The sequence below is a fragment of the Vibrio sp. 10N.237.312.B06 genome (assembly GCF_041464685.1).
GTDB classification, from domain to species: domain Bacteria; phylum Pseudomonadota; class Gammaproteobacteria; order Enterobacterales; family Vibrionaceae; genus Vibrio; species Vibrio tasmaniensis_A.
The window spans coordinates 12,040-33,303 of the sequence record NZ_JBFSPI010000059.1 but is presented as its reverse complement, the minus strand read 5'-3'; the positions used below and the strand labels follow the sequence as shown (position 1 = coordinate 33,303).

The 21,264-nt window shown below is 43.5% G+C and carries 18 protein-coding genes and 1 riboswitch; of the genes, 9 read left to right on the top strand and 9 right to left on the bottom strand.

Features of this window, described 5'->3' with window-relative positions; genetic code table 11:
- Window positions 1-88: 88 nt before the first annotated feature.
- From mscS to AB6C75_RS15795, 8 genes are all read right to left on the bottom strand, one after another.
- On the bottom strand, window positions 89-955 hold the full coding sequence (gene mscS, locus AB6C75_RS15830; RefSeq protein ID WP_009847670.1) for a small-conductance mechanosensitive channel MscS: 867 nt from the start codon (window positions 953-955) through the stop codon (window positions 89-91).
- A gap of 376 nt (window positions 956-1,331) precedes the next feature.
- Window positions 1,332-2,408, bottom strand: a complete 1,077-nt coding sequence (gene fbaA / locus AB6C75_RS15825) for a class II fructose-bisphosphate aldolase (protein ID WP_009847671.1) — start codon at window positions 2,406-2,408, stop codon at window positions 1,332-1,334.
- Window positions 2,409-2,563: 155 nt separating this feature from the next.
- Window positions 2,564-3,727, bottom strand: coding sequence for a phosphoglycerate kinase (locus AB6C75_RS15820; protein ID WP_372108143.1), 1,164 nt, complete (start codon window positions 3,725-3,727; stop codon window positions 2,564-2,566).
- Window positions 3,728-3,893: 166 nt separating this feature from the next.
- The gene (gene epd, locus AB6C75_RS15815; protein ID WP_372108144.1) at window positions 3,894-4,943 is read right to left on the bottom strand and encodes an erythrose-4-phosphate dehydrogenase; all 1,050 of its coding nucleotides are present in this window, start codon (window positions 4,941-4,943) and stop codon (window positions 3,894-3,896) included.
- Between the two features lie 214 nt (window positions 4,944-5,157).
- Entirely contained in the window at window positions 5,158-6,681 is a 1,524-nt protein-coding gene (locus AB6C75_RS15810) for a PTS transporter subunit EIIC (protein ID WP_372108142.1), read from the bottom strand.
- Between the two features lie 178 nt (window positions 6,682-6,859).
- Complete coding sequence (locus tag AB6C75_RS15805) at window positions 6,860-8,104, bottom strand: ABC transporter substrate-binding protein (protein WP_012604805.1); 1,245 nt, start codon at window positions 8,102-8,104, stop codon at window positions 6,860-6,862.
- Complete coding sequence (locus AB6C75_RS15800) at window positions 8,101-9,534, bottom strand: ATP-binding protein (protein ID WP_372108141.1); 1,434 nt, start codon at window positions 9,532-9,534, stop codon at window positions 8,101-8,103. The genes AB6C75_RS15805 and AB6C75_RS15800 overlap by 4 nt, the downstream gene beginning before the upstream one ends.
- Window positions 9,531-10,241, bottom strand: coding sequence for a response regulator (locus AB6C75_RS15795; protein ID WP_372108140.1), 711 nt, complete (start codon window positions 10,239-10,241; stop codon window positions 9,531-9,533). Before AB6C75_RS15795 ends, AB6C75_RS15800 begins: the two co-directional genes overlap by 4 nt.
- A 335-nt stretch (window positions 10,242-10,576) precedes the next feature.
- On the opposite strand from AB6C75_RS15795, the gene AB6C75_RS15790 reads away from it, so the two are divergent.
- The gene (locus tag AB6C75_RS15790; RefSeq protein ID WP_012604808.1) at window positions 10,577-10,813 is read left to right on the top strand and encodes a hypothetical protein; all 237 of its coding nucleotides are present in this window, start codon (window positions 10,577-10,579) and stop codon (window positions 10,811-10,813) included.
- A 74-nt stretch (window positions 10,814-10,887) separates the two neighbouring features.
- Here the strand turns inward: AB6C75_RS15790 and tkt are convergent, their stop codons facing one another.
- Window positions 10,888-12,882, bottom strand: coding sequence for a transketolase (gene tkt, locus AB6C75_RS15785; RefSeq protein ID WP_372108139.1), 1,995 nt, complete (start codon window positions 12,880-12,882; stop codon window positions 10,888-10,890).
- 377 nt (window positions 12,883-13,259) lie between these two features.
- Between tkt and metK the strand changes: the two genes are divergently transcribed.
- The 8 genes from metK (at window position 13,260) to cbiE (ending at window position 21,249) form a co-directional block, all read left to right on the top strand.
- Window positions 13,260-14,411, top strand: coding sequence for a methionine adenosyltransferase (gene metK, locus AB6C75_RS15780; protein ID WP_009847676.1), 1,152 nt, complete (start codon window positions 13,260-13,262; stop codon window positions 14,409-14,411).
- A 279-nt stretch (window positions 14,412-14,690) separates the two neighbouring features.
- Window positions 14,691-15,449 (top strand): ABC transporter ATP-binding protein, encoded by a 759-nt coding sequence (locus AB6C75_RS15775; RefSeq protein ID WP_017097281.1) that lies wholly within the window; start codon window positions 14,691-14,693, stop codon window positions 15,447-15,449.
- Entirely contained in the window at window positions 15,446-16,390 is a 945-nt protein-coding gene (locus tag AB6C75_RS15770; protein WP_372108138.1) for an ABC transporter substrate-binding protein, read from the top strand. The genes AB6C75_RS15775 and AB6C75_RS15770 overlap by 4 nt, the downstream gene beginning before the upstream one ends.
- A complete protein-coding gene (locus AB6C75_RS15765) occupies window positions 16,377-17,402 on the top strand; it encodes an iron ABC transporter permease (RefSeq protein ID WP_009847679.1) in 1,026 nt (341 codons plus the stop codon). Before AB6C75_RS15770 ends, AB6C75_RS15765 begins: the two co-directional genes overlap by 14 nt.
- Window positions 17,392-17,856, top strand: a complete 465-nt coding sequence (locus AB6C75_RS15760; protein WP_012604813.1) for a phosphoglycerate mutase family protein — start codon at window positions 17,392-17,394, stop codon at window positions 17,854-17,856. The genes AB6C75_RS15765 and AB6C75_RS15760 overlap by 11 nt, the downstream gene beginning before the upstream one ends.
- Window positions 17,857-17,865: 9 nt before the next feature.
- Window positions 17,866-17,996, top strand: a riboswitch (cobalamin riboswitch).
- Between the two features lie 105 nt (window positions 17,997-18,101).
- A complete protein-coding gene (locus AB6C75_RS15755; RefSeq protein ID WP_041473002.1) occupies window positions 18,102-19,274 on the top strand; it encodes a cobalt-precorrin-5B (C(1))-methyltransferase in 1,173 nt (390 codons plus the stop codon).
- A 20-nt stretch (window positions 19,275-19,294) separates the two neighbouring features.
- Window positions 19,295-19,954 carry a precorrin-8X methylmutase gene (locus AB6C75_RS15750; RefSeq protein ID WP_372108137.1) on the top strand — a complete coding sequence of 220 codons (660 nt, stop codon included), beginning with the start codon at window positions 19,295-19,297 and terminating at the stop codon, window positions 19,952-19,954.
- Window positions 19,951-21,249, top strand: coding sequence for a precorrin-6y C5,15-methyltransferase (decarboxylating) subunit CbiE (gene cbiE / locus AB6C75_RS15745; protein ID WP_372108136.1), 1,299 nt, complete (start codon window positions 19,951-19,953; stop codon window positions 21,247-21,249). Before AB6C75_RS15750 ends, cbiE begins: the two co-directional genes overlap by 4 nt.
- The last annotated feature ends 15 nt before the right edge of the window (window positions 21,250-21,264 follow it).

Genomic DNA, 21,264 nt, shown 5'->3' with positions numbered 1-21,264 from the left:
CAACAGCTGACGCTGTTGGCTTAGTAGAAAAACTGTCAACGTATTTTAGGACGAGGCAAAGCTTATAGCTATAAAAACTAACTAGAAATTAAGCTTCAACTTTATTCATGTGTACATCCATTTGCGGGAATGGAATTTCGATACCTTCGTTATCCAAGCCTTCTTTGATAGCTTGCATAAGGTCGAAATAAACATTCCAGTAGTCAGCAGTGCTAACCCATGGACGAACAACAAAATTAACTGAAGAATCAGCTAGCGTGTGAACACCTACTTGAACACCTGGATCTTTCAATACGCGCTCATCAGATTCACAGATCTTAGTCAGTAGCGCTTTTGTCTTCTGAAGATCAGCGTTGTAAGAAACACCAATCATTAGATCAATACGGCGCGTCGCATGACGAGAATAGTTAGTGATTGGGCTACCGATAACGCTTCCGTTAGGTACTACAACCATTTTGTTGTCTGGTGTTGTTAAAACAGTTTGGAAGATCTGAATTGAATCAACTGAACCCGCTACACCACCAATTTCCACGTAGTCACCAGACTTGAATGGACGGAATGCAACGATAAGTACACCCGCTGCAAAGTTAGATAGTGAGCCTTGCAGCGCAAGACCAACGGCTAAACCAGCCGCACCAATAACAGCAACTACAGATGCAGTTTGAACGCCTAAACGACCAAGTGCAGCGATAAGAACAATAACAAACAATAAGTAACGAACTAAACCGTGGATAAATTCCACAACAGCTCGGTCCATCTTCTTCTTCTCAAGAACCTTAGATACGCTATTCGCGACTGCTTTAACAATCAAGTTACCAATAAATAGAATTATCAGTGCAGAGATAATGTTTACACCGTATTGGATAAATAGATCTGAATTATTTGTTAACCACTGCTCGGCCTGAGATAAACCATCCACAATTGGAGTCTCAAGCGCTGTCGAACTATCAGCCATAATGTGCATCCTCTATATAATATGCTATGAGCTAAACTGTCTTAAGCCAAACTTACTTTTACAATAATAAACAGTTTAACTCCTGTTAAGTCACTGTGTTAAAAGTAAATTAAAGCCAAGTCCTTTTTATAAACTGAACCAGGTCCAGTTTTTCGGCACGATATCCTATCTTTGACCGATTGCAAAGTCATATTTATGTAAGCTTTTGAATTAATAAAACTTACCAATAAACGCAAATACCGATAACTAAAAGACTACGAAATTTATTCACCGTAGGCTAGGTTTTTCACATATTTAATACAAGTTTTTATCAGACATAAAAAAACCCGCTCAATGAGCGGGTTTTTAAAACTTAAAGAGTACTTAATTCAAAGAATTATAGTACGTCTACAGCGTTAAGGTCAGCGAATGCTTTCTCAAGACGAGTAACCATTGAAGACTGAGCAGCACGTAGCCATACGCGTGGATCGTAGTACTTCTTGTTTGGCGCAGCTTCGCCAGTTGGGTTACCGATTTGACCTTGTAGGAAATCGAAGTTATCAGCAGAGTACTGACGGATCCCATCCCAAGTTGCCCACTGTGTATCAGTATCGATGTTCATTTTGATAACACCGTAGCCGATAGACTCTTGGATTTCTGCTTCAGAAGAACCAGAACCACCGTGGAATACGAAGTTTAGAGCGTTAGGTGCAATACCGAACTTCTCTGCACAGTATGCTTGAGAGTCACGTAGGATAGTTGGAGTAAGTACAACGTTACCAGCTTGGTAAACACCGTGTACGTTACCGAAAGATGCAGCGATAGTGAAACGTGGGCTAACAGCCATTAGCTTCTCGTATGCGTATGCTACGTCTTCTGGAGAAGTGTAAAGCTCAGATGCGTCCATATCAGAGTTATCAACGCCGTCTTCTTCACCACCAGTACAACCAAGTTCGATCTCGATTGTCATGTCCATTTTAGCCATGCGAGCTAGGTAAGTAGCACATGTTTCGATGTTCTCTTCTAGAGACTCTTCAGAAAGGTCTAGCATGTGAGAAGAGAATAGAGGCTTACCAGTTTGTGCGAAGAACTCTTCACCAGCGTCTAGTAGACCGTCGATCCATGGTAGAAGTTTCTTAGCAGCGTGGTCAGTATGCAGGATAACTGGAACACCGTAAGACTCAGCGACAGCGTGTACGTATTTTGCACCAGCTACAGCACCAAGAACTTGTGCGCCTTGACCTTCAAGTTTAACGCCTTTACCTGCGAAGAATGCAGCGCCGCCGTTAGAGAACTGAACAACAACTGGAGACTTAACTTTAGCAGCCGCTTCTAGTACTGCGTTAATAGAGTCAGTACCAACAACGTTTACAGCAGGAAGAGCAAATTTGTTTTCTTTTGCTACTTCAAATACTTTCTGTACGTCATCGCCAGAAATTACACCAGGTTTTACAAAATCGAAGATCTTAGACATGGAAATAGTCCTATTTATTCTATTCGTTTTAAGATAAAAAACTTAAGTTTAAAAATTTGCAATCGTTTGCTCACAACTTCCGCTATTCTAGCAAATAAGTGTGATATGCAGCAAACGTTAAAAGGCGAGATTCGTATCTCGTCTTTCTAAATCAATTACGCTTTAGCACGCTCTTCAAGCATTGCTACTGCAGGAAGTACTTTACCTTCAACAAACTCAAGGAAAGCACCGCCACCAGTAGAGATGTAAGAAACATCTGCTTTGATACCGAACTTGTCGATAGCCGCTAGCGTGTCACCACCGCCTGCTACTGAGAAACCTTCAGAGTCAGCGATTGCTTTAGAGATACCAGCAGTACCCGCTTCGAAGTTTTTGAATTCGAATACGCCTACAGGGCCGTTCCAAAGAATAGTTTTCGCGTTGCCGATGATTTCAGCTAGAGCTGCAGTTGAATCAGGGCCAAGGTCGAAGATCATGTCGTCGTCTTGAACTGCAGAAACGTGCTTAATTTCAGCTTCTGCGTTTTCGTCGAATGCTTTAGCACATGCAACGTCAGTCGCTACAGGGATAGCACACTCTTTCATTAGTTTCTGAGCCGTTTCAACTAGGTCAGCTTCGTATAGAGACTTACCTACGTTGTGGCCTTCAGCAGCGATGAACGTGTTCGCGATACCACCACCAACAACAAGTTGGTCAGCGATTTTAGAAAGAGATTCTAGAACGGTTAGTTTAGTAGAAACTTTAGAACCACCAACGATAGCCACTAGTGGGCGAGCTGGGTTGTCCATTGCTTTACCAAGCGCTTCAAGCTCAGCAGCTAGAAGAGGACCAGCACATGCTACAGGAGCGTAAGTACCAACGCCGTGTGTAGACGCTTGAGCACGGTGAGCTGTACCGAATGCATCCATTACGAAGATGTCACATAGTGCAGCGTATTGCTTAGAAAGAGCTTCTTCGTTCTTCTTCTCGCCTTTGTTAAAGCGAACGTTTTCAAGAACAGTTAGTTCACCAGCGTTTAGCTCAAGACCATTTACGTAATCTTTCGCTAGTTTAACGTCACAGTCTAGTGCGTCGTTTAGGTAGTTAACTACAGGAGCTAGAGAGAACTCTTCGTTGTACTCGCCTTCAGTAGGACGACCAAGGTGAGAAGTAACCATAACTTTTGCGCCAGCTTCTAGGCAAAGTTTGATAGTTGGTAGAGATGCTAGGATACGTGCATCTGAAGTTACTTTACCGTCTTTTACTGGTACGTTTAGGTCAGCACGGATGAATACGCGTTTACCTGCAAGTTCCAGGTCAGTCATCTTGATCACAGACATGATTTGTCCTCTCAAATTTAAATAAAAATAAAGTTTTGGAAACTCAGCAACCCTGCTAAGCCTATAAATTATTCAACTGGTAATGCTTTAACTGCTAATAATATGTGGACACTTAGTATTTATTTCAAGCTAAAAAATAAATAATCCACACATTTGCTTCTAGGTCTTACTTCTTGCCTTCTGAAGTTTGCATTGCAAGAACCGTATCCAGCATTCGGTTCGCAAAGCCCCATTCATTGTCACACCACACCAGCATTTTCACTAAGGTGCCATTACTCACTCGAGTTTGTGAACCATCAACGATTGCGCTATGGGGATCGTGATTAAAGTCGATGGAAACGAGCGGCGCTTCAGTATAGTCAACTATATTGTGTAATGTACACTGGGAAGCATTAACAATGGTTTGATTTACGTCATTAACTTTCACATTTGTATTAATTGTGACACTTAAATCCATCGCAGTGACGTTTACCGTCGGCACACGCACAGATATCGCTTCGAACTTGTTAGAAAATTTCGGGAAGATTCTTTCAATACCTTTATGCAATTTAGTGTCGACAGGAATGATAGATTGGCTTGCTGCTCGAGTACGACGCAAGTCGCTATGGTATGCATCAATAACTTGCTGATCATTCATTGAAGAGTGAATGGTCGTAATGGTACCTGACTCAATACCAAAGGCATCATCAAGTACTTTAATGATAGGGACAATACAGTTAGTGGTGCATGAACCATTGGAAACGATTCGGTGATCAGCTTCGATGGTATCGTGATTCACACCATAGATAATGGTGTTATCAAGGTCGTTAGCACCAGGGTGTGAAAACAGTACCTTTTTAGCTCCAGCAGCGATGTGCGCTAGGCCATCATCTCGGCAACCGTAAACACCGGTACAATCGAGAACAATATCGACTTCAAGATCACGCCAAGGCAACAGTTCAATATCAGCCAGATGCAAGATACGAATGGTATCAAACTCGCCTTTATCTTCAGCACCAATGCCATGATGAACATAAATGTGCTCTTGATCATTAGAGATTTTCTTGCCGAAGCGGCCGTGACTGGTGTCGTACTGCAATAGGTGAGCCATAGCGTCAGGTTGAGCAAGCTCATTGACCGCTACTACTTTGATTTGTTGGCTTTTGCCACTTTCATAGACAGCGCGCAATACATTGCGCCCTATTCGTCCAAATCCATTTATCGCGACTTTTAGCATAGTTCCGTACATCTAACCAAAATTTCGTGCAACAGATGATAACTGAATCCTACTCAAAGCGCATTAGTTGAATACTAAAGCTGTCATAACTTCAAAACTTTAAAACTTTAAATATAAATAGACGCCACCAACCATAACGTTGATAGCGTTACTATTTATGTATAAGAGACAACAAGCTTGTTGCCATCAGCGTTATCGGAAGTAGCCCGTGCTTTTAACTTGGGTTAGTTGATAGTGCACTTGGTGACTCACCAGTTCTTTCACTCATAAGATCAGCCACAAATTGAGCTCTTGAGCCCAAAATAATTTGCAGGCCACTTGAACCTACTTTTATGACCCCCATAGCACCTAGGTCTTTGATTCCTTGCTCATTCACATGAGCCTGATCTTTAATCTGTAAACGCAATCTCGTAATACATGCTCCTATCGAAGTAATGTTAGCGGCACCACCAATCAAGATTGTGATTTCACTAGCTAAATCTTCATTGTCCAAAGTGATCGCCTTACTTTGAGTATCCTCACGTCCTACTGTTTTCAAATTGAACTTTCGAATAGCAAAACGGAAAACCGTGTAATAAATAGCGGCCATAGTTAGCCCCCAAAGAATCACATTGATCCAGTTAGTTTTGAACCCATCCATCGCGGGAAGAACACCAAAAGACACGAAATCAATAATGCCGGCTGAGAAGGTTTTACCAATATGAACATCCAACGCATAAGTCACCGCGTAAGACACCCCTGCCATGATTGCAGAAAAAACATAAAGTAAAGGTGCGACAAAGATAAAAGCAAATTCAACGGGTTCTGTTATACCTGTAACAAACGAAGTAAGAGCAGCAGAGCCTAAAATACCTGCTGCAATTTTTTTATTTTTATCATTCGCTTCATGATACATAGCTAAACATGCAGCAGGGAAAGCAAACATGTAGATAGCAAAATTACCCGATAGGAATTTTCCTGCTTCTTGGTATTCACTGGTTGAGAACATTTTTACTCCATCTTCAAGCATTTTAAACCAAATGGTATGATCGCCATTTACAATGGTCCCCGCGGCAGTTGTGTACACACCGAAAGAAAACCAATAAGGGCTATAAAAAATATGATGGAGACCAACTGGAATTAAAGCGCGCTCCATAAATCCGTAGATGAAAGTTGATACGTACATGTTTCCGCCATTCGCCATATGCGATAGCGCATCAATACCTGATTGAATATATGACCAAATATGGGGTAAAACTAAACCAATTAGGAATGCAGAAAACGCAGTCACAATCGGTACAAAGCGTTTACCGGCAAAGAAACCAAGGAAATCAGGCAGCTTAGTATCATAGAAACGTTGATACATAACGGCTGCGAGGATACCTGCAATGAGTCCGCCAAAGACACCTGTTTGCAATGAAGGAATACCCATCACCATTGCATAACGGCCACCTCCCATCGCCATCTCAGGTGTAATGCCGAGCGCCACCCCCATTGTCGCATTCATCACGACCATGGCGACAATCGCGGCTAAAGCGGCAATCCCTGACTCCTTAGTCAAACCAACCGCGGCTCCTACCGCAAACAGTAAGGCTAAGTTATCAAATATAACGCCACCAGCACGCATCATTAGGGGGATGTCGAGCTTAGCACCGAAGGCAAGTAATAACCCCGCTGCGGGTAATATAGATATGGGCAACATCAATGCTTTACCAATTAAGGAAAGCTTAGATAAGCCGCTTTTAAAACTATCTAGCATAATAAAGTCCTTTAATATCGTTAGAATACCAACGAACTTTATCAAGCTAATTGAATCTCAAGGTTACAAATAGCAAGTAGTTTGTAACTCGTTTTTTACAATAGACCTAGGCTGGAAAATGTCGAAGGTACATAGTAATTTCTAGCTAGACATTTAAAGTCAAAAGAAGAACAAGAAGCTAACGAAACACCTCATTATTAATAGCATGTAGGTGTCCAATAAGTGTTTCCGCTGAAATGGAAGAGTCCATAAAGTAGCGATATAACTCGTTGGATACCGCATTCTGAAGAACAGGGTTAACAGCCATTGAATCGGTCAAGCTTGGCATAGCTGTACCTTCAGAACTCGCATGAATGTAATCTTGATAAGATTGCTGTTGGCATCGTGATAATTCATTCACAGGTATATTTGCTTGAGCAGGTATTGAACCTTTCTTTTTACTGAAGTCTAAAAGAAATTGGGGAGAAGATAACGAGGTCATTACCGATACCATATTATGATCTTCACCCGTTACTTTTGTAAAAAATGCCAAGCTATCAACATTGTAGATAAAACCTTTTTCCGTAGAAGGGAACGCTCGACATTCTATGTAATCTGGAATTTCACCTTCTGCACTAATAAACATCTCTCCCAGAGCCCAATCACCTGTAAATTGAAAGGCAAACTCCCCTTCAAGCAAAGATTTTGTCCCCTGATCCCAACTAATACTCGGTAAATCACTACCGACAATATTAGCCAGAGAGCGGAAGCGCTTAAGCGCCTCAAGTGTTTTATCGCTATTTAATGCGTCAGGGTCTAAATCCACAAATGCCTGTCGATAATAATTTGCCCCACCTACTCCGAATGCAATATTTTCAAAAACTTGCACAATTTGCCAAGAGTCTTCTCCCAAAGCCAAAGGATTAACCCCCTTACTTTTCAGCGTAGTTAATGCTAACAGTAACGAGTCCCACGTCTGAGGTGATGAAAGTTGATGCTGATTTAGTACCTTTTTATTTATCCACATCCAATTTAATCGATGGATATTCAAAGGTATGGCGACAAAGTTCCCGTCATATTGGTGAATGGCTTTAATATCAGGATACAGCGACTGATCCCACCTCTGCGATTCTGCGACTTCATTGACATCATTTAAAAAACCTAACGCCGCCCATGACTGAATAGCCGGACCTTCCATAAGAGCAATATCAGGGGAATACCCGGCAATAGCTCTGGCTTGAAGAATCGCTTTGGCAGGTGCACCACCACCGCCACTGATTGGTTCACTTTTTAATGTATAAGGCAGAGATTCAAATTGCTTCTCGATGACCGACCACGCTTTTTCTTCTCCAGCAGCCGTCCACCAATGCAGCATTTCAACAGAGGGGGAAGAAAACGCGGGGTTCGTCGATAACAAAAGACTTAACAGTAACCATTTTTTCATAGGGCATTCACCAAAATAATGTCCACCTCAAGCCCACCTTCTGGTGAATTAGATAACTGAACGTCCCCACCGTGTGCCCTTGCGATACTACGAGCAATTGCTAGTCCCAAACCTGAACCTTCAATGCCTGTATCATTGTCTCTAAAGTAAGGTTCAAAGACTTTTTCTAACATATCTTCTTTGATTCCTTTTCCTGCATCACGCAGCACGATTTGAATAGAATCAGAGTGAGAAAACATACTGATATCGACCGTATTTCCATATTTAACGCCATTATCAACTAAGTTGAATAAACAACGTTTGATTGCTAGTGGCTTGCCATAAAGCTCAATCCTTGGCAGATCTATCAGGCTTACGCATACTCCATTTTTATTATGAACAGCCGCGCATTGTTCAAGGATATCGTTAATATCAGTCCACTCTAACTCTTCGTGGATGTCATTCTCTCGCATATATTGCAAAGCCCCGTTCAACATCATATCGACTTCGTTCAATAGCTTTTCAAACCTTAACTTTGTTTGCTCATCATCCATCATTTCAGTTCGTAACTTTAAACAGGCTAATGGTGTTTTAATATCATGGGATATCGCATTAAAAAACATATCTCTATCCCGCAAATACGATTTGATTCGACGGTTCATTTTGTTGAAAGCATGAATAGCCGCTCTGGTTTCTGAGCTGCCTTCTTCTTTGATTTCTTCAATCTGCATTTGCGACCCCATAAGAGTGGCAGAGCGTGCTAAAGAACGAAAAGGACGAATTTCCTTCTGTAAGACAACATAAGAAACACCCATAAGCATGAAGGTAACAATAAGGAGAAATATGACTTGTCTGCTATCAATGAAATTATCGGTCAGACTATCAAAAGACAGCGGTAGAACGGTGGCTAAATAAAGCCATTCATTATCTGAAAACTCCACCTGAATAACAGCAATTGGGAGATCCAGTTTTCCTAATACTAAACTGTAGTCTTTCCACAATGCAGGAAGTTCATGAAGCTTTATACCAGAGTTAAACACCCGTAAATCTTCTCGCTTAGTCAAAGTGACATGCACTTTGCGGGAGTCTCTAAGTTGCTGATTCAGAAGTTCAGACGCTTGTACTTCCATCTGAGGAACCAATGAGTAATCAGATAAAGAAGTGATAGGAAGTTTATGGTTATTTATGGATATGAAAAACCTTGTTCCTCCTATATTTCGTAGCTGTTCCAACACCAAGTGACGGTAATTAATGGGTAAGCCAGAGAAGTAATTAATAGTATCTGCTGCAGCTGATGATATAGCTGTCATGGCGTGGCTAGCTGACTCTTTTTTTGATGCTGATGTTGCCGTAAACCATACCGCACCTGCCAGTATTTCAGCCATGAGAATAACCATGAACGTAGACAGGGTGATACGCGCAACCATTGACTGGTGTATGTTTTTTTTCAAAATTTAATACGATTGATATGTGAATCGATCACTAACATATAGCCGCGATGCCTTACCGTCATAATCGTGTTACGGTCATCGTCTCTTAATTGCTTCCTTAACCGGCTAATTTGTACATCAATGCCTCTTTCTAGTGGTTCCGCATCCCTCCCCCAAAGAGCTTGAGCAATATCATTTCGGCTTAATAATTGGTTGGGGGAATCCAACATGAGCGTAAGCAAGTTATAGTCAGCACTAGAAAGAGATACCACCTCTCCATCTTCATGTTTCAGTTGTCGTTTAAGAGTGTCAAAAGTCCAATCCATGAATTTCAGAGTCCGTTCACCTTGGCTATGGCTAAACGTGGAACGCCTCAATAAAGCTTTGATTCTGGCTAATAGCTCACGTGGGTTAAATGACTTAGTAATATAGTCATCAGCTCCAATTTCTAATCCTGCTATTCGATCAGCATCGTCGGTTACTGCGGTGAGCATAATAATGGGAACTTGAGATTGAAGACGTAGTTTCTGGCACAAGGTCAAACCATCATCTCCGGGTAGCATGATGTCTAAAATAATGAGATCTGGAGTGACAGTTTCAAGCTTCTTCCAAATCTCATTGCCTTCAAGAGCTGTGATAACCGTAAAGCTTGAACGTTCCAGATATTCACTAAGAGCATCAAGAATGTCCTGACTATCATCGACCACCAAGATTACTTTGTTTGTCATGCTAGACCTTTCATATGAAAACAACGCGCCAACATTCTCTTACTTCGTTATATCTTTCAAGAATATTAATAACGAAATGCGCTCAAACTCCGCAATGTAAGCTGTTCGTTACAAATGACTCTATGCACAGTTAACTCTATTGCTAAATACCTAAACAAGTACTGAGTGCAGGAGTAGGTAACATTTCCTCACTAAATCAATTAAGCGACATACCTCGACAAAATGAATTTATAAATCTAGCGAATGTAATAGCTATTATGCAATGATATCTAAATGAGTCTGACCTAATTCTACGGCTGTTTCTAACCTAGTTTTCTCAACCAAAGGAAAAGGTTATGTCTGGATTTCCAGCGACTCATTTTTGTAAAACGTGCAATAAAGAAACGCCACATAGTGAAGTTCTTGTTCGCCAAACAAGCAGCTATGATACCGACAAAACTTTGTTAGGAAGAATAAAGCTGTTTGCTAATTCAATTATCAATGGTGGTCATTACTACAACATGGATCGTTACGTTGAATGTAAGGTCTGTGGGACTAGAGAACTTGATAATTGGGGAAATGAATTCGAGTAACTCATGTTTCTGAAAGCCAAATAAAAAACCGAGCCAGTGGCTCGGTTTTTTTCTATTCGCGTTACAACGAATGCTTAAGCAAGAAGCTCTTTTGCAGTGTTTACTACGTTTTCAGTAGTGAAACCGAACATCTTGAATAGCTCGCCTGCTGGTGCAGATTCGCCGAACGTTGTCATGCCGATGATCTTGCCACCGAAACCAACGTATTTGTACCAGAAGTCAGCGATACCAGCTTCTACTGCGATACGCGCTGTAACGTCAGATGGCAGTACAGACTCACGGTACTCAGCGTCTTGCTTATCGAACGCGTCAGTTGCAGGCATAGATACTACGCGTACTTTCTTGCCTTCAGCTGTTAGTTCAGCAGCAGCGCTAACCGCTAGCTCAACTTCAGAACCCGTTGCGATAATGATTAGATCTGGCTTACTAGCACAATCTTTCAGAATGTAACCCCCCTTAGCGATGTTTGCTACTTGCTCAGTGTCACGGTCTTGCTGTGCAAGGTTTTGGCGAGAGAAGATAAGTGCAGAAGGACCATCTTTGCGTTCGATTGCTAGTTTCCAAGCAACAGCAGACTCAACTTGGTCACATGGGCGCCATGTGCTCATGTTTGGAGTCAGACGTAGAGAAGCAATCTGCTCAACAGGTTGGTGAGTAGGACCATCTTCGCCAAGACCGATAGAGTCATGCGTGTAAACTTGGATGTTCTGAACTTTCATCAGAGCAGCCATACGCATTGCGTTACGTGCGTATTCCATGAACATTAGGAACGTTGCGCCGTATGGTACGAAACCACCGTGCAGAGCGATACCGTTCATGATTGCAGTCATACCGAATTCACGTACACCGTAGTGGATGTAGTTACCTGAGAAGTCGTTCGCTTCAAGCGACTTAGAACCAGACCACATAGTCAGGTTAGAAGGCGCAAGGTCAGCAGAGCCGCCCATGAATTCAGGCAGCATAGCACCGAATGCTTCTAGAGCATTTTGAGATGCTTTACGTGATGCGATGTTTGCTGGGTTAGCTTGAAGATCAGCAATGATTGCGTTTGCTTTCTCTTCCCACTCAGCTGGAAGATCGCCATTAGTACGACGTTTGAATTCAGCTGCTAGCTCAGGGTGAGCCGCTGCGTATGCGTCAAACTTAGCATTCCACGCTGCTTCTTTCGCTGCGCCTGCTTCTTTCGCATTCCACTCAGCTGCGATATCAGCTGGAATTTCGAAAGGACCGTGTTCCCAACCAAGTGCCGCTTTAGTTGCTGTGATTTCATCAGCACCTAGTGGAGCACCGTGACAGTCGTGCGTACCCGCTTTATTTGGTGAACCAAAACCGATAATAGTCTTAGTACAGATAAGTGTTGGACGAGGATCCGCTTTAGCCGCTTCGATAGCCGCATTGATTGCGTCAGCATCGTGACCATCAACTGCTGGGATTACGTGCCAGCCGTAAGCTTCAAAACGCTTAGGTGTATCGTCAGAGAACCAACCTTCAACTTCGCCATCGATAGAGATGCCGTTGTCATCCCAGAAAGCAACCAGCTTACCAAGACCTAGCGTACCCGCTAGAGAACATGCTTCGTGAGAAATACCTTCCATCAAACAACCATCACCCATGAACGCATAAGTGAAGTGATCGACGATGTCGTGGCCTTCTTTGTTGAACTGTGCAGCCAATGATTTTTCAGCCATCGCCATACCAACAGCGTTGGTGATGCCTTGACCCAGAGGACCAGTCGTTGTCTCGATACCAGGAGCGTAACCGTACTCTGGGTGACCTGGAGTCTTAGAGTGCAGTTGACGGAAGTTTTTTAGGTCTTCAATTGAAAGCTCGTAACCTGCTAAGTGAAGCAGAGAGTAAATCAGCATAGAACCATGACCGTTAGACAGGATAAAACGGTCACGGTCAGCCCACTCTGGGTTTGATGGGTTATGGTTCAAGTGGCCACGCCAAAGAACTTCAGCGATGTCAGCCATACCCATAGGTGCGCCTGGGTGGCCTGAGTTTGCTTGTTGAACACCGTCCATGCTAAGTGCGCGGATTGCATTGGCTAGATCTTTACGAGAAGGCATGTCTGCTCCTGGATACATAAGCGATTTAAAAAAGAGATAGATGCTAAAGTTTTCATTTTTATTAGCGCGGGTATTCTCTCAAACGACTATAGCGACTGCAAACGTTTTACTGGCACTTTAACGGTCATTTTCCGCAATTTTCGATCATTTACACCACTTAACAATGGCTTCCCCCTACCAATACGCAAACGTTTAGTTATGACATATCCTAAAAAAGAGCTTGTAATTCGACCGTTGGAATTTAAAATAGCCGTCTAGATGTAGAAACACCTACAAAATATACTGTATTGAATGGCGGCGCTTCCTCGATTGCGACGGCATAAATTATTTGCATTTAACTATTTGCAACTAAAAACTAAACTAAAAGTGGAGCTCTCATGGCTAAGCACCTATTCACTTCTGAATCTGTTTCAGAAGGCCATCCAGATAAAATTGCAGACCAAATCTCAGATGCTGTTCTTGATGCCATCATTGAACAAGATCCAAAAGCACGTGTTGCTTGTGAGACTTACGTAAAAACCGGCATGGTTATGGTTGGCGGTGAAGTAACCACGTCTGCATGGGTTGATATCGAAGAAATCACTCGTGAAACAGTTCGTGAAATTGGTTACGTTCATTCTGATATGGGCTTTGACGCTGACTCTTGTGCAGTACTAAACACAATTGGTAAGCAGTCTCCAGACATCAACCAAGGTGTTGATAAAGCCGATCCTAAAGATCAAGGCGCAGGCGACCAAGGTATCATGTTTGGTTACGCGACTAACGAAACACCAATCCTAATGCCAGCTCCAATTACTTACTCTCACCTTCTTGTTAAGAAGCAAGCTGAAGTACGTAAGAGCGGCAAGCTTGACTTCCTTCGCCCAGATGCGAAATCTCAAGTAACGTTCCAATACGACCAAGGTAAGATCGTTGGTATCGACGCTGTTGTTCTTTCAACTCAACACTGTGATTCAGTAACAACACCTGACCTACGTGAAGCGGTAATGGAAGAGATCATCAAGCCAGTACTTCCTGCTGAGTGGATCAACAAAGACACTAACTTCTTCATCAACCCAACAGGCCGTTTCGTAATCGGTGGCCCAATGGGTGACTGTGGTCTAACAGGTCGTAAGATCATCGTTGATACCTACGGCGGCGCAGCTCGTCACGGTGGTGGTGCATTCTCTGGTAAAGATCCATCAAAAGTTGACCGTTCTGCAGCTTACGCAGCTCGTTACGTTGCGAAAAACATCGTTGCTGCTGGTATGGCTGACCGTTGTGAGATTCAACTGTCTTACGCTATCGGTGTTGCAGATCCAACATCTATCATGGTTGAAACGTTTGGTACTGAGAAAGTAGCGCACGAAATCATCATTGAAGCAGTTCGTCAAAACTTCGACCTACGTCCATACGGTCTTCAAGAGATGCTGAACCTTCTTCAACCTATCTACAAGCAGACTGCTGCATACGGCCACTTCGGTCGCGAAGAGTTCCCTTGGGAAGCAACTGACAAAGCAGCTATCCTTGCGGACTTCGCAGGCCTGTAAGCATTACGCAACACGCTTAGCTGAAACGTAATTTTAAAAGCCTCTGTTCTCAGAGGCTTTTTTCTTTCTATTCTTCTATTCTTCTATTCTTCTATTCTTCTATTCTTCTATTCTTCTATTCTTTCACTAATAAATCCTAACCCTTTCACGTAGCACAAGCGTTAACTTATAGATTATTTTGATAATAGTGGGGATTTTACGTGCTGAGATCAATGTTACGCAAACGTTTAAATTTTAATGTAATAGCACTTGTTAAAAACAAACCATTCTCAGTAACTCATGCTTCTTTGCCACAAACTTTCAGTTCAACAACAAAACACTCAACGACTGCACCCACTCGATCTGAAAATTAATCAAGGTGAGCGCTGGGTAGTCATTGGACGCAATGGTTCCGGAAAAACCACGTTATTAAAGGCACTGGTTAATTTACTTCCCTTCAAAGGCGAAGTCGTCATAAACCAATTGCCGCTAAGTAAGTTAACTTGCCAGCAAAGAGCCAAACAAATCAGTTACCTTCCACAACACAGTCAAGTGGATGGTCGTTTAACACTAAGAGAGTACATTCAACTAACCGCTTCCAATCAAGCCACTTCTAGCTTTTCACTTGACCAAATGAGCAAAGCACTAAAGATCGATACTTTCCTCGAACGAAGAATGGGACAGCTCTCAGGCGGCCAGAAGCAGCGAGCGCATATTGCACGATCTTTATGTCAGAACGCCGAGTTTCTGGTGTTAGATGAGCCTCTAAACCATCTAGATCCATGTGCTCAAGGGGAAGTTTTATCACTATTGAAAGAGCAAGAGAAAACACTGATTTGCTCACTGCATGATATTTCCCTTGCGGCCAAGTTCGCGACGCACATTGCGATTTTGGAACACGGCCAGGTAGTCGCGAAAGGAAAGGTAGAAGAACTACTGACTCACAATCAACTTAAGCCGATCTTTGAAGTCGATTTAATCAGCACGACCAATAAGCGCACACAGAAAACAAGCAAATTTTTCGACATTGAACTCGACCAAGGACAGGAGCTTTCATGAAAAAACTATCAGCATTAACTTTATTACTTACCGTGTCCACACAAGCCCAAATTACGGTAGAAAACTGCGACTCTACACTTACCTTAGATAAAGCGCCGAAAACCTTAATCACTCACGATATCAATATGTCTGAGATGGCATTTTCTCTCGGGCTTGAAGAGAATATGATCGGAGTGACCGGTATTAGCGGGTACTACAAAACGACCCCTGAATTTAATCGCCTCCAGGGCAGCATTCCGGAGCTCGCACCGAAATATCCTTCTTTAGAGGTGTTAGTTAATGCCAACCCTGATGTTTTCTTTGCAGGATGGAATTACGGTATGCGGTTGGGCGGCTCAGTCACGCCTGATTCTCTGAAAGAGTTTGGTATCAATACTCTGATTCTTAATGAGAGTTGCAGCCATATCCGTAAAGATAAGCAGCCAGCTAACATGGAACAGATGTTTGATGACGTGACACGCCTTGCGACTTTATTCGGTCAGCAAGACAGAGCTCAAACTCTTATATCCACTTGGAGAGAGCAATTAATATTGATTCAACAGCAAACCCAGAATCAAACCCCTCTTAAAGTCTTTCTGTATGATTCAGGGGAAGAGAAACCATTCACAGCAGGAAAGTACGCGACAGTGAGCGCCATGATAGAAGCGGCAGGTGGCGCCAATGTAATGAAAGATCTGGATATCAGCTGGGGAACCACATCATGGGAGTCAGTTGCGATGCATAACCCTGATGTCATTATTCTTCTCGATTATCAAAATGGGACAGGCGCTAAAGGCATGCAAGCCTTTTTGGAACAGCACCCAGCGATGAAGCTGACCACAGCGGTAAAGACCACCCAATATCTTCCTCTGCGTTATGAGGAAATTACTCCCGGGCCAGCAAACATAGCTGCAATTGAAAAATTGGCACAGCGCATCCAAGAAATCCATGACAAGTCTTAGTACTAACCTGAACCGAACCGCACTGAACACCTGCGTATTCAGTTCTGTTTTTGCCCTCTTAGCGATGTTTTCTCTGAGTTTAGGCAGCGTTCAGCTATCTTTTGCACAAGTCGCTACGATTTTTTCAGCGGCGATGAGTCAACAGATCGACTCTCCGATAGATCAAGTCGTACTGCACCTGCGCTTACCTAGAACAATCATCGCTATTATTTGCGGTGCTGGGTTAGGTATTGTTGGGGCGTTATTACAAACCGTGACAAAAAACGATCTTGCCGACCCTTTCATTTTTGGATTGTCATCCGGTGCCGCAACTGGAGCAGTCTTTGTGATTACAGTCATCGGCAGCGCTATCGGCATTTGGACACTTCCACTCGCCGCTTTTATCGGTGGAATAATCTCGGCTTCGGCAGTGCTATTTCTAGTCAGAAAAGTGGATGGGCAAGCGTCTTCTCAAATTGTTTTAGCCGGGCTGGCTATCTCATTCTTATTTACAGCTTTGACCAATTTTTTAGTCTTCCACGGCGATCAACGAGCAGCCCATTCGATCCTATTTTGGTCGCTAGGAGGCCTAGGAAACGCACGCTGGGACAATGTGCTAATTGTGCTTGCTGGACTTATCGCCTTGATAGTCCTAGGTATATTAAAACATCGCCAGTTAGATTGTTTACTTGCAGGAGACGACGTAGCACAAACCATGGGCGTAGACACAAAACGCCTGCAAAGCGGTGTCTTTATTGTCTGCGCTTTTGCAACTGCATGTTTTGTTTCTATCATCGGAGTTGTCGGATTTATTGGCTTGATGGTTCCTCATATCGCGAAGAAAATCATCGGCCCATTGCACAAAAAGTTACTCATCACTTCAGGGCTGATTGGGGCTTTGCTTATGCTATTAAGTGATATTTTGGCGAGAACCTTAGTTGCTCCTCAAGAACTGCCTCTTGGTGTTGTCACCACCGCGTTTGGCGCCCTATTCATTGTTTCCATTTTGATGGAGAAAAGTAATGAAAGCTGAACGCTTCACCATCATTGCGATTCGTCATGGCGAAACCGAATGGAATCGAATAGGCAAAGCACAGAATCAACTGGATAGCCCCCTGACAATGAAAGGCAAACGACAGATGCATAACGTCGGTCGTTATCTTGCAACTCAAAAATCATTGACCCTCAATGCTATTTACACCAGTCAATTAGGCCGTGCTATTTCCAGTGCTAAAACCATCGCACGCTACCTGAAAGTGCCCGTCATTTCTCAAATGGAGCTCAGTGAGTTCGATTCAGAACAGCAACGAAGAACAATGGCGATTCAGTGGATCCAACGAGTTTCTCGTCACCACAACAATGAGAACCCTATTTTGCTGCTCGGACATGGTGACTGGATAAAAACATTAGCCAGTTTAGGGACACCAAAGCAAATCATAGAAACACCAAACAACGGAGAAATCCTCAGGATAGATATCGAAGTATAACGTCACATCAGGGAATCAGGTGTAACTCCTGAACTGTACCCGCAGCTGTAAGCGATGAGCCCTTTACAAGCCACTGAGTCACACGACTTGGGAAGGAGTAAAGCGCAATGAGAACCTCAACATCGTAAGTCAGAATACCTGGACACACATGAATATCGAGCGGGAAAACTCAACACCATCCATACCTTGTCTAACAAGGGAACGCTCTGTATTCGTCAATACCTAAAACGTAGATGAAGAATACTGTGGTCACAAAAGTTAAACGATCCAAAAATAAGTCCGATCTCCGCAGTGGGTTTACCACAGGTGCGTGCGCAGCGGCAGCAAGCAGAGCGGCAGTTCAAACACTATTAACCGGACAAAAGCCTGACTATATCTCCATCACTCTACCTAATGGTGAGCCCGCTACGTTTAAGGTCGCGTTTATCCAAACATCCAACGATGCGGTGACCGCCAGCATTGTTAAAGATGCAGGAGACGATCCTGATTGTACCCACGAAGCCCATATTCAGAGTATTGCCCGCTGGCATTCAGAGCCCGGTTTTCACATCGATGGAGGTGTTGGCGTAGCTCGTGTGACTCTACCCGGATTAGAACTTCCCGTCGGTCAGGCGGCGATTAATCCCGTACCTCGAAAAAACATTCTCGATATGGTGACTTTGGAATGGAACCAAGCTACCAGTCAACAGAAAAAACACGTCGGTATATCACTGGAAATTTGCGTCCCTGATGGAGAAGAGCGAGCCAAGGAAACCATTGGACCAAGACTCGGTTTAATCGGTGGTATTTCCATTCTCGGGACACGCGGAACGGTAAAACCCTACTCTACTTCAGCGTTTTCAGCATCTGTGCGTCAATCGGTACAAATAGCGAAACAAAATGGCCAAAACCACTTGGTTCTCACGACAGGATCTCGAACCGAAAAATCAGCGATGGCCATGCTACCAAGTTATGACTCGATGTGTTTTATCCAAGCGGGTGATTTTGTTGGGGTCGGACTGCGCGCAGCAAAACGTTATCAAGTGAGCAAAATCACCGTCGTCGCCATGATAGGCAAACTAGGCAAGATGGTCGCTGGGCACATGATGACTCACGTATCCGGTAAAGCTATCGACTTTTCATTGCTGGCCGACCTCGCCATTCAATCGGGTGCATCGAGTGAGTTTGCCGAAGCTGTTAGCCAAGCCAACACAGGCCGCCACGTACTCGACACATGGAAAGAAGCCCAATCGGGCCAAGAGATTCCTAATTACGACTTTCTTACCTTGCTCTGCAAACAAGCTGCAGAGCACGCTGCTGTGTATGTCAAACATCACGTCAGCATTGAATTCAAATTGATCGATTTTAACGGCGATCTATTAGCAGAACATCTCTGCTCAAAAGGAAGTGATACCAATACTCACTTTCATGATGAATAAGCATGAACAAGGAAAACACTATGACTAATGATATGCGTCAAATGACCAAACAAGGCCGTCAAATTGAAAGTGATTCTTTCTCTATCATTGATGACGAAATCGAAACACTTCATGGTGGCCACAATTTTAATCAAGGTGAATGGAATGTGGTTCGTCGTGCCATTCATACTACGGGTGACTTTGAATACGCTAAATTATATCAATTCAGCGACAACGCGATTGAGTCTGCCATTACCGCTTTAAAAAACGGTGCCAACATCATTACCGATGTCAGCATGATCGTGACAGGTTTAAACCAAACTCGCCTCAACGCTTACGGTAATAAAGCACAGTGCTTCATTAGTCATCCAGACGTCATTAGCACGGCTAAAGAGACAGGAGAAACACGTGCTATTCACTCAATGCGTTATGCCCGCGATAACGGACTACTCGACGGCTCTATCATAGGTGTAGGCAATGCGCCTACCGCATTACTTGAGCTATTGCGCATGATAGAAGCAGGCGAAGCAAAACCTGCATTGATCATTGGCATTCCTGTTGGTTTCGTAAAAGCAGATGAATCTAAGCAAGCATTAACCGAACAAAACACAGTGCCTTACATTGCTAGCCTAGGCCGTAAAGGTGGCAGCCCGCTTGTGGTATCAACCATACACGCACTACTAGCCGAGTCAGTAAAATGAATAAGGTAAGTACTCACTCTTCTTTAGCGTCATATTCCCAATCAGCTATCACTGTCATTGGTGTACCTGAAGATGGCTGCTTAAGTTTAACCAGTCGTGCCGTTAATGCTGTTGAGTCAGCTCGCGTTGTTGCAGGTAACGACCGACTATTGGATTGGTTTCCCCAATTCAAAGGTCAACGCTTATCGATGCAAGAAGGCTATAAATCTTGGTTCGCTAAGTTGCTTGATGAATGCGAGGAAGGCGGCGTCGTCGTATTAGCTTCTGGCGACCCATTGTTCTTTGGCATCGGCGAATCGTTGTTAAAAAAACTGCCTAATGATGAAGTACGCTTTATTCCCTCCCCATGTTCAATGCAACTCGCTTGCAGCCGAGTCGGCATTGCATGGCAAGAAACCAAAGCAATTTCACTACATGGAAGAAAGCAGCATTACGATGGCATTAAAGGTATCGCAAGCCAAATGCAATGGGGAACTAGCTACTGCTTGCTAACCGATGTTCAAAACAACCCAGCTCGTATTGCGAAACACTTAGTCGAATTTAATCAACAAGGTTGGACAGCTTGGGTATGTGAGAACTTAGGTGGCACCGACGAAAAGATAAGCCAGCGGACTCTCGAAGACCTCGCACTAAAAAGTTCCGACGACTTCTCTACGCTCAATGTAATGGTACTGCACCGAACGCTACCTCATGCGTGGGGTGAATTGGGCCAATACGCCAACGATGATGACTTCATGAAGCGCATGCCTAGACGTGGCTTAATTACCAAACAGCCCGTTCGTCACTTAGCGTTAACGAGTATGCGTATTCAACCAAGATCTGTGGTGTGGGATATAGGTACAGGCTCAGGTTCTATTGCGATAGAAGCCGCTAAGCAGTGTTATCAAGGACAAGTCTTCACCATTGAATCAAACCAAGAATGTTATGAGTCGGTCGAGGCTAACTTTAGAGCGCACGGTACCGACAACGTACAACTGATTCGAGATAAAGCCCCAATACAGCTCGACACCTTGCCTCAGCCAGACAGTATTTTTATTGGTGGAAGTCGCGGCAACATGCACACCATTTTAGATTTCTGTTGGTCAGCAATAAAACCGGGCGGCGTGGTCATTGGTTCAGCGGTAACGGTAGATTCAGTTTGCGAACTTCATCAATGGAGTAAAGACAGCAATGCTCCGACACAGGTTCAACTGGTCTCTATATCAACAGGCGTACCACTCGCTCACTACACCCGTTATCAATCAGAAAATCCGATTCACTTATTTATTTTTACCAAGCCGTTTATTCAGAAATAAGCGCTTAATTTTTTA

What these genes read in the sequence shown, in the direction of transcription:
- cbiE (WP_372108136.1), top strand. Translation starts at nt 19,951, where the DNA reads ATGAATAAGGTAAGTACTCACTCTTCTTTAGCGTCATATTCCCAATCA.
- AB6C75_RS15795 (WP_372108140.1), bottom strand. Translation starts at nt 10,241, where the DNA reads ATGACAAACAAAGTAATCTTGGTGGTCGATGATAGTCAGGACATTCTT.
- tkt (WP_372108139.1), bottom strand. Translation starts at nt 12,882, where the DNA reads ATGCCTTCTCGTAAAGATCTAGCCAATGCAATCCGCGCACTTAGCATG.
- AB6C75_RS15750 (WP_372108137.1), top strand. Translation starts at nt 19,295, where the DNA reads ATGACTAATGATATGCGTCAAATGACCAAACAAGGCCGTCAAATTGAA.
- AB6C75_RS15820 (WP_372108143.1), bottom strand. Translation starts at nt 3,727, where the DNA reads ATGTCTGTGATCAAGATGACTGACCTGGAACTTGCAGGTAAACGCGTA.
- AB6C75_RS15775 (WP_017097281.1), top strand. Translation starts at nt 14,691, where the DNA reads ATGCTTCTTTGCCACAAACTTTCAGTTCAACAACAAAACACTCAACGA.
- epd (WP_372108144.1), bottom strand. Translation starts at nt 4,943, where the DNA reads ATGCTAAAAGTCGCGATAAATGGATTTGGACGAATAGGGCGCAATGTA.
- metK (WP_009847676.1), top strand. Translation starts at nt 13,260, where the DNA reads ATGGCTAAGCACCTATTCACTTCTGAATCTGTTTCAGAAGGCCATCCA.
- AB6C75_RS15790 (WP_012604808.1), top strand. Translation starts at nt 10,577, where the DNA reads ATGTCTGGATTTCCAGCGACTCATTTTTGTAAAACGTGCAATAAAGAA.
- mscS (WP_009847670.1), bottom strand. Translation starts at nt 955, where the DNA reads ATGGCTGATAGTTCGACAGCGCTTGAGACTCCAATTGTGGATGGTTTA.
- AB6C75_RS15770 (WP_372108138.1), top strand. Translation starts at nt 15,446, where the DNA reads ATGAAAAAACTATCAGCATTAACTTTATTACTTACCGTGTCCACACAA.
- AB6C75_RS15765 (WP_009847679.1), top strand. Translation starts at nt 16,377, where the DNA reads ATGACAAGTCTTAGTACTAACCTGAACCGAACCGCACTGAACACCTGC.
- AB6C75_RS15760 (WP_012604813.1), top strand. Translation starts at nt 17,392, where the DNA reads ATGAAAGCTGAACGCTTCACCATCATTGCGATTCGTCATGGCGAAACC.
- fbaA (WP_009847671.1), bottom strand. Translation starts at nt 2,408, where the DNA reads ATGTCTAAGATCTTCGATTTTGTAAAACCTGGTGTAATTTCTGGCGAT.
- AB6C75_RS15805 (WP_012604805.1), bottom strand. Translation starts at nt 8,104, where the DNA reads ATGAAAAAATGGTTACTGTTAAGTCTTTTGTTATCGACGAACCCCGCG.
- AB6C75_RS15810 (WP_372108142.1), bottom strand. Translation starts at nt 6,681, where the DNA reads ATGCTAGATAGTTTTAAAAGCGGCTTATCTAAGCTTTCCTTAATTGGT.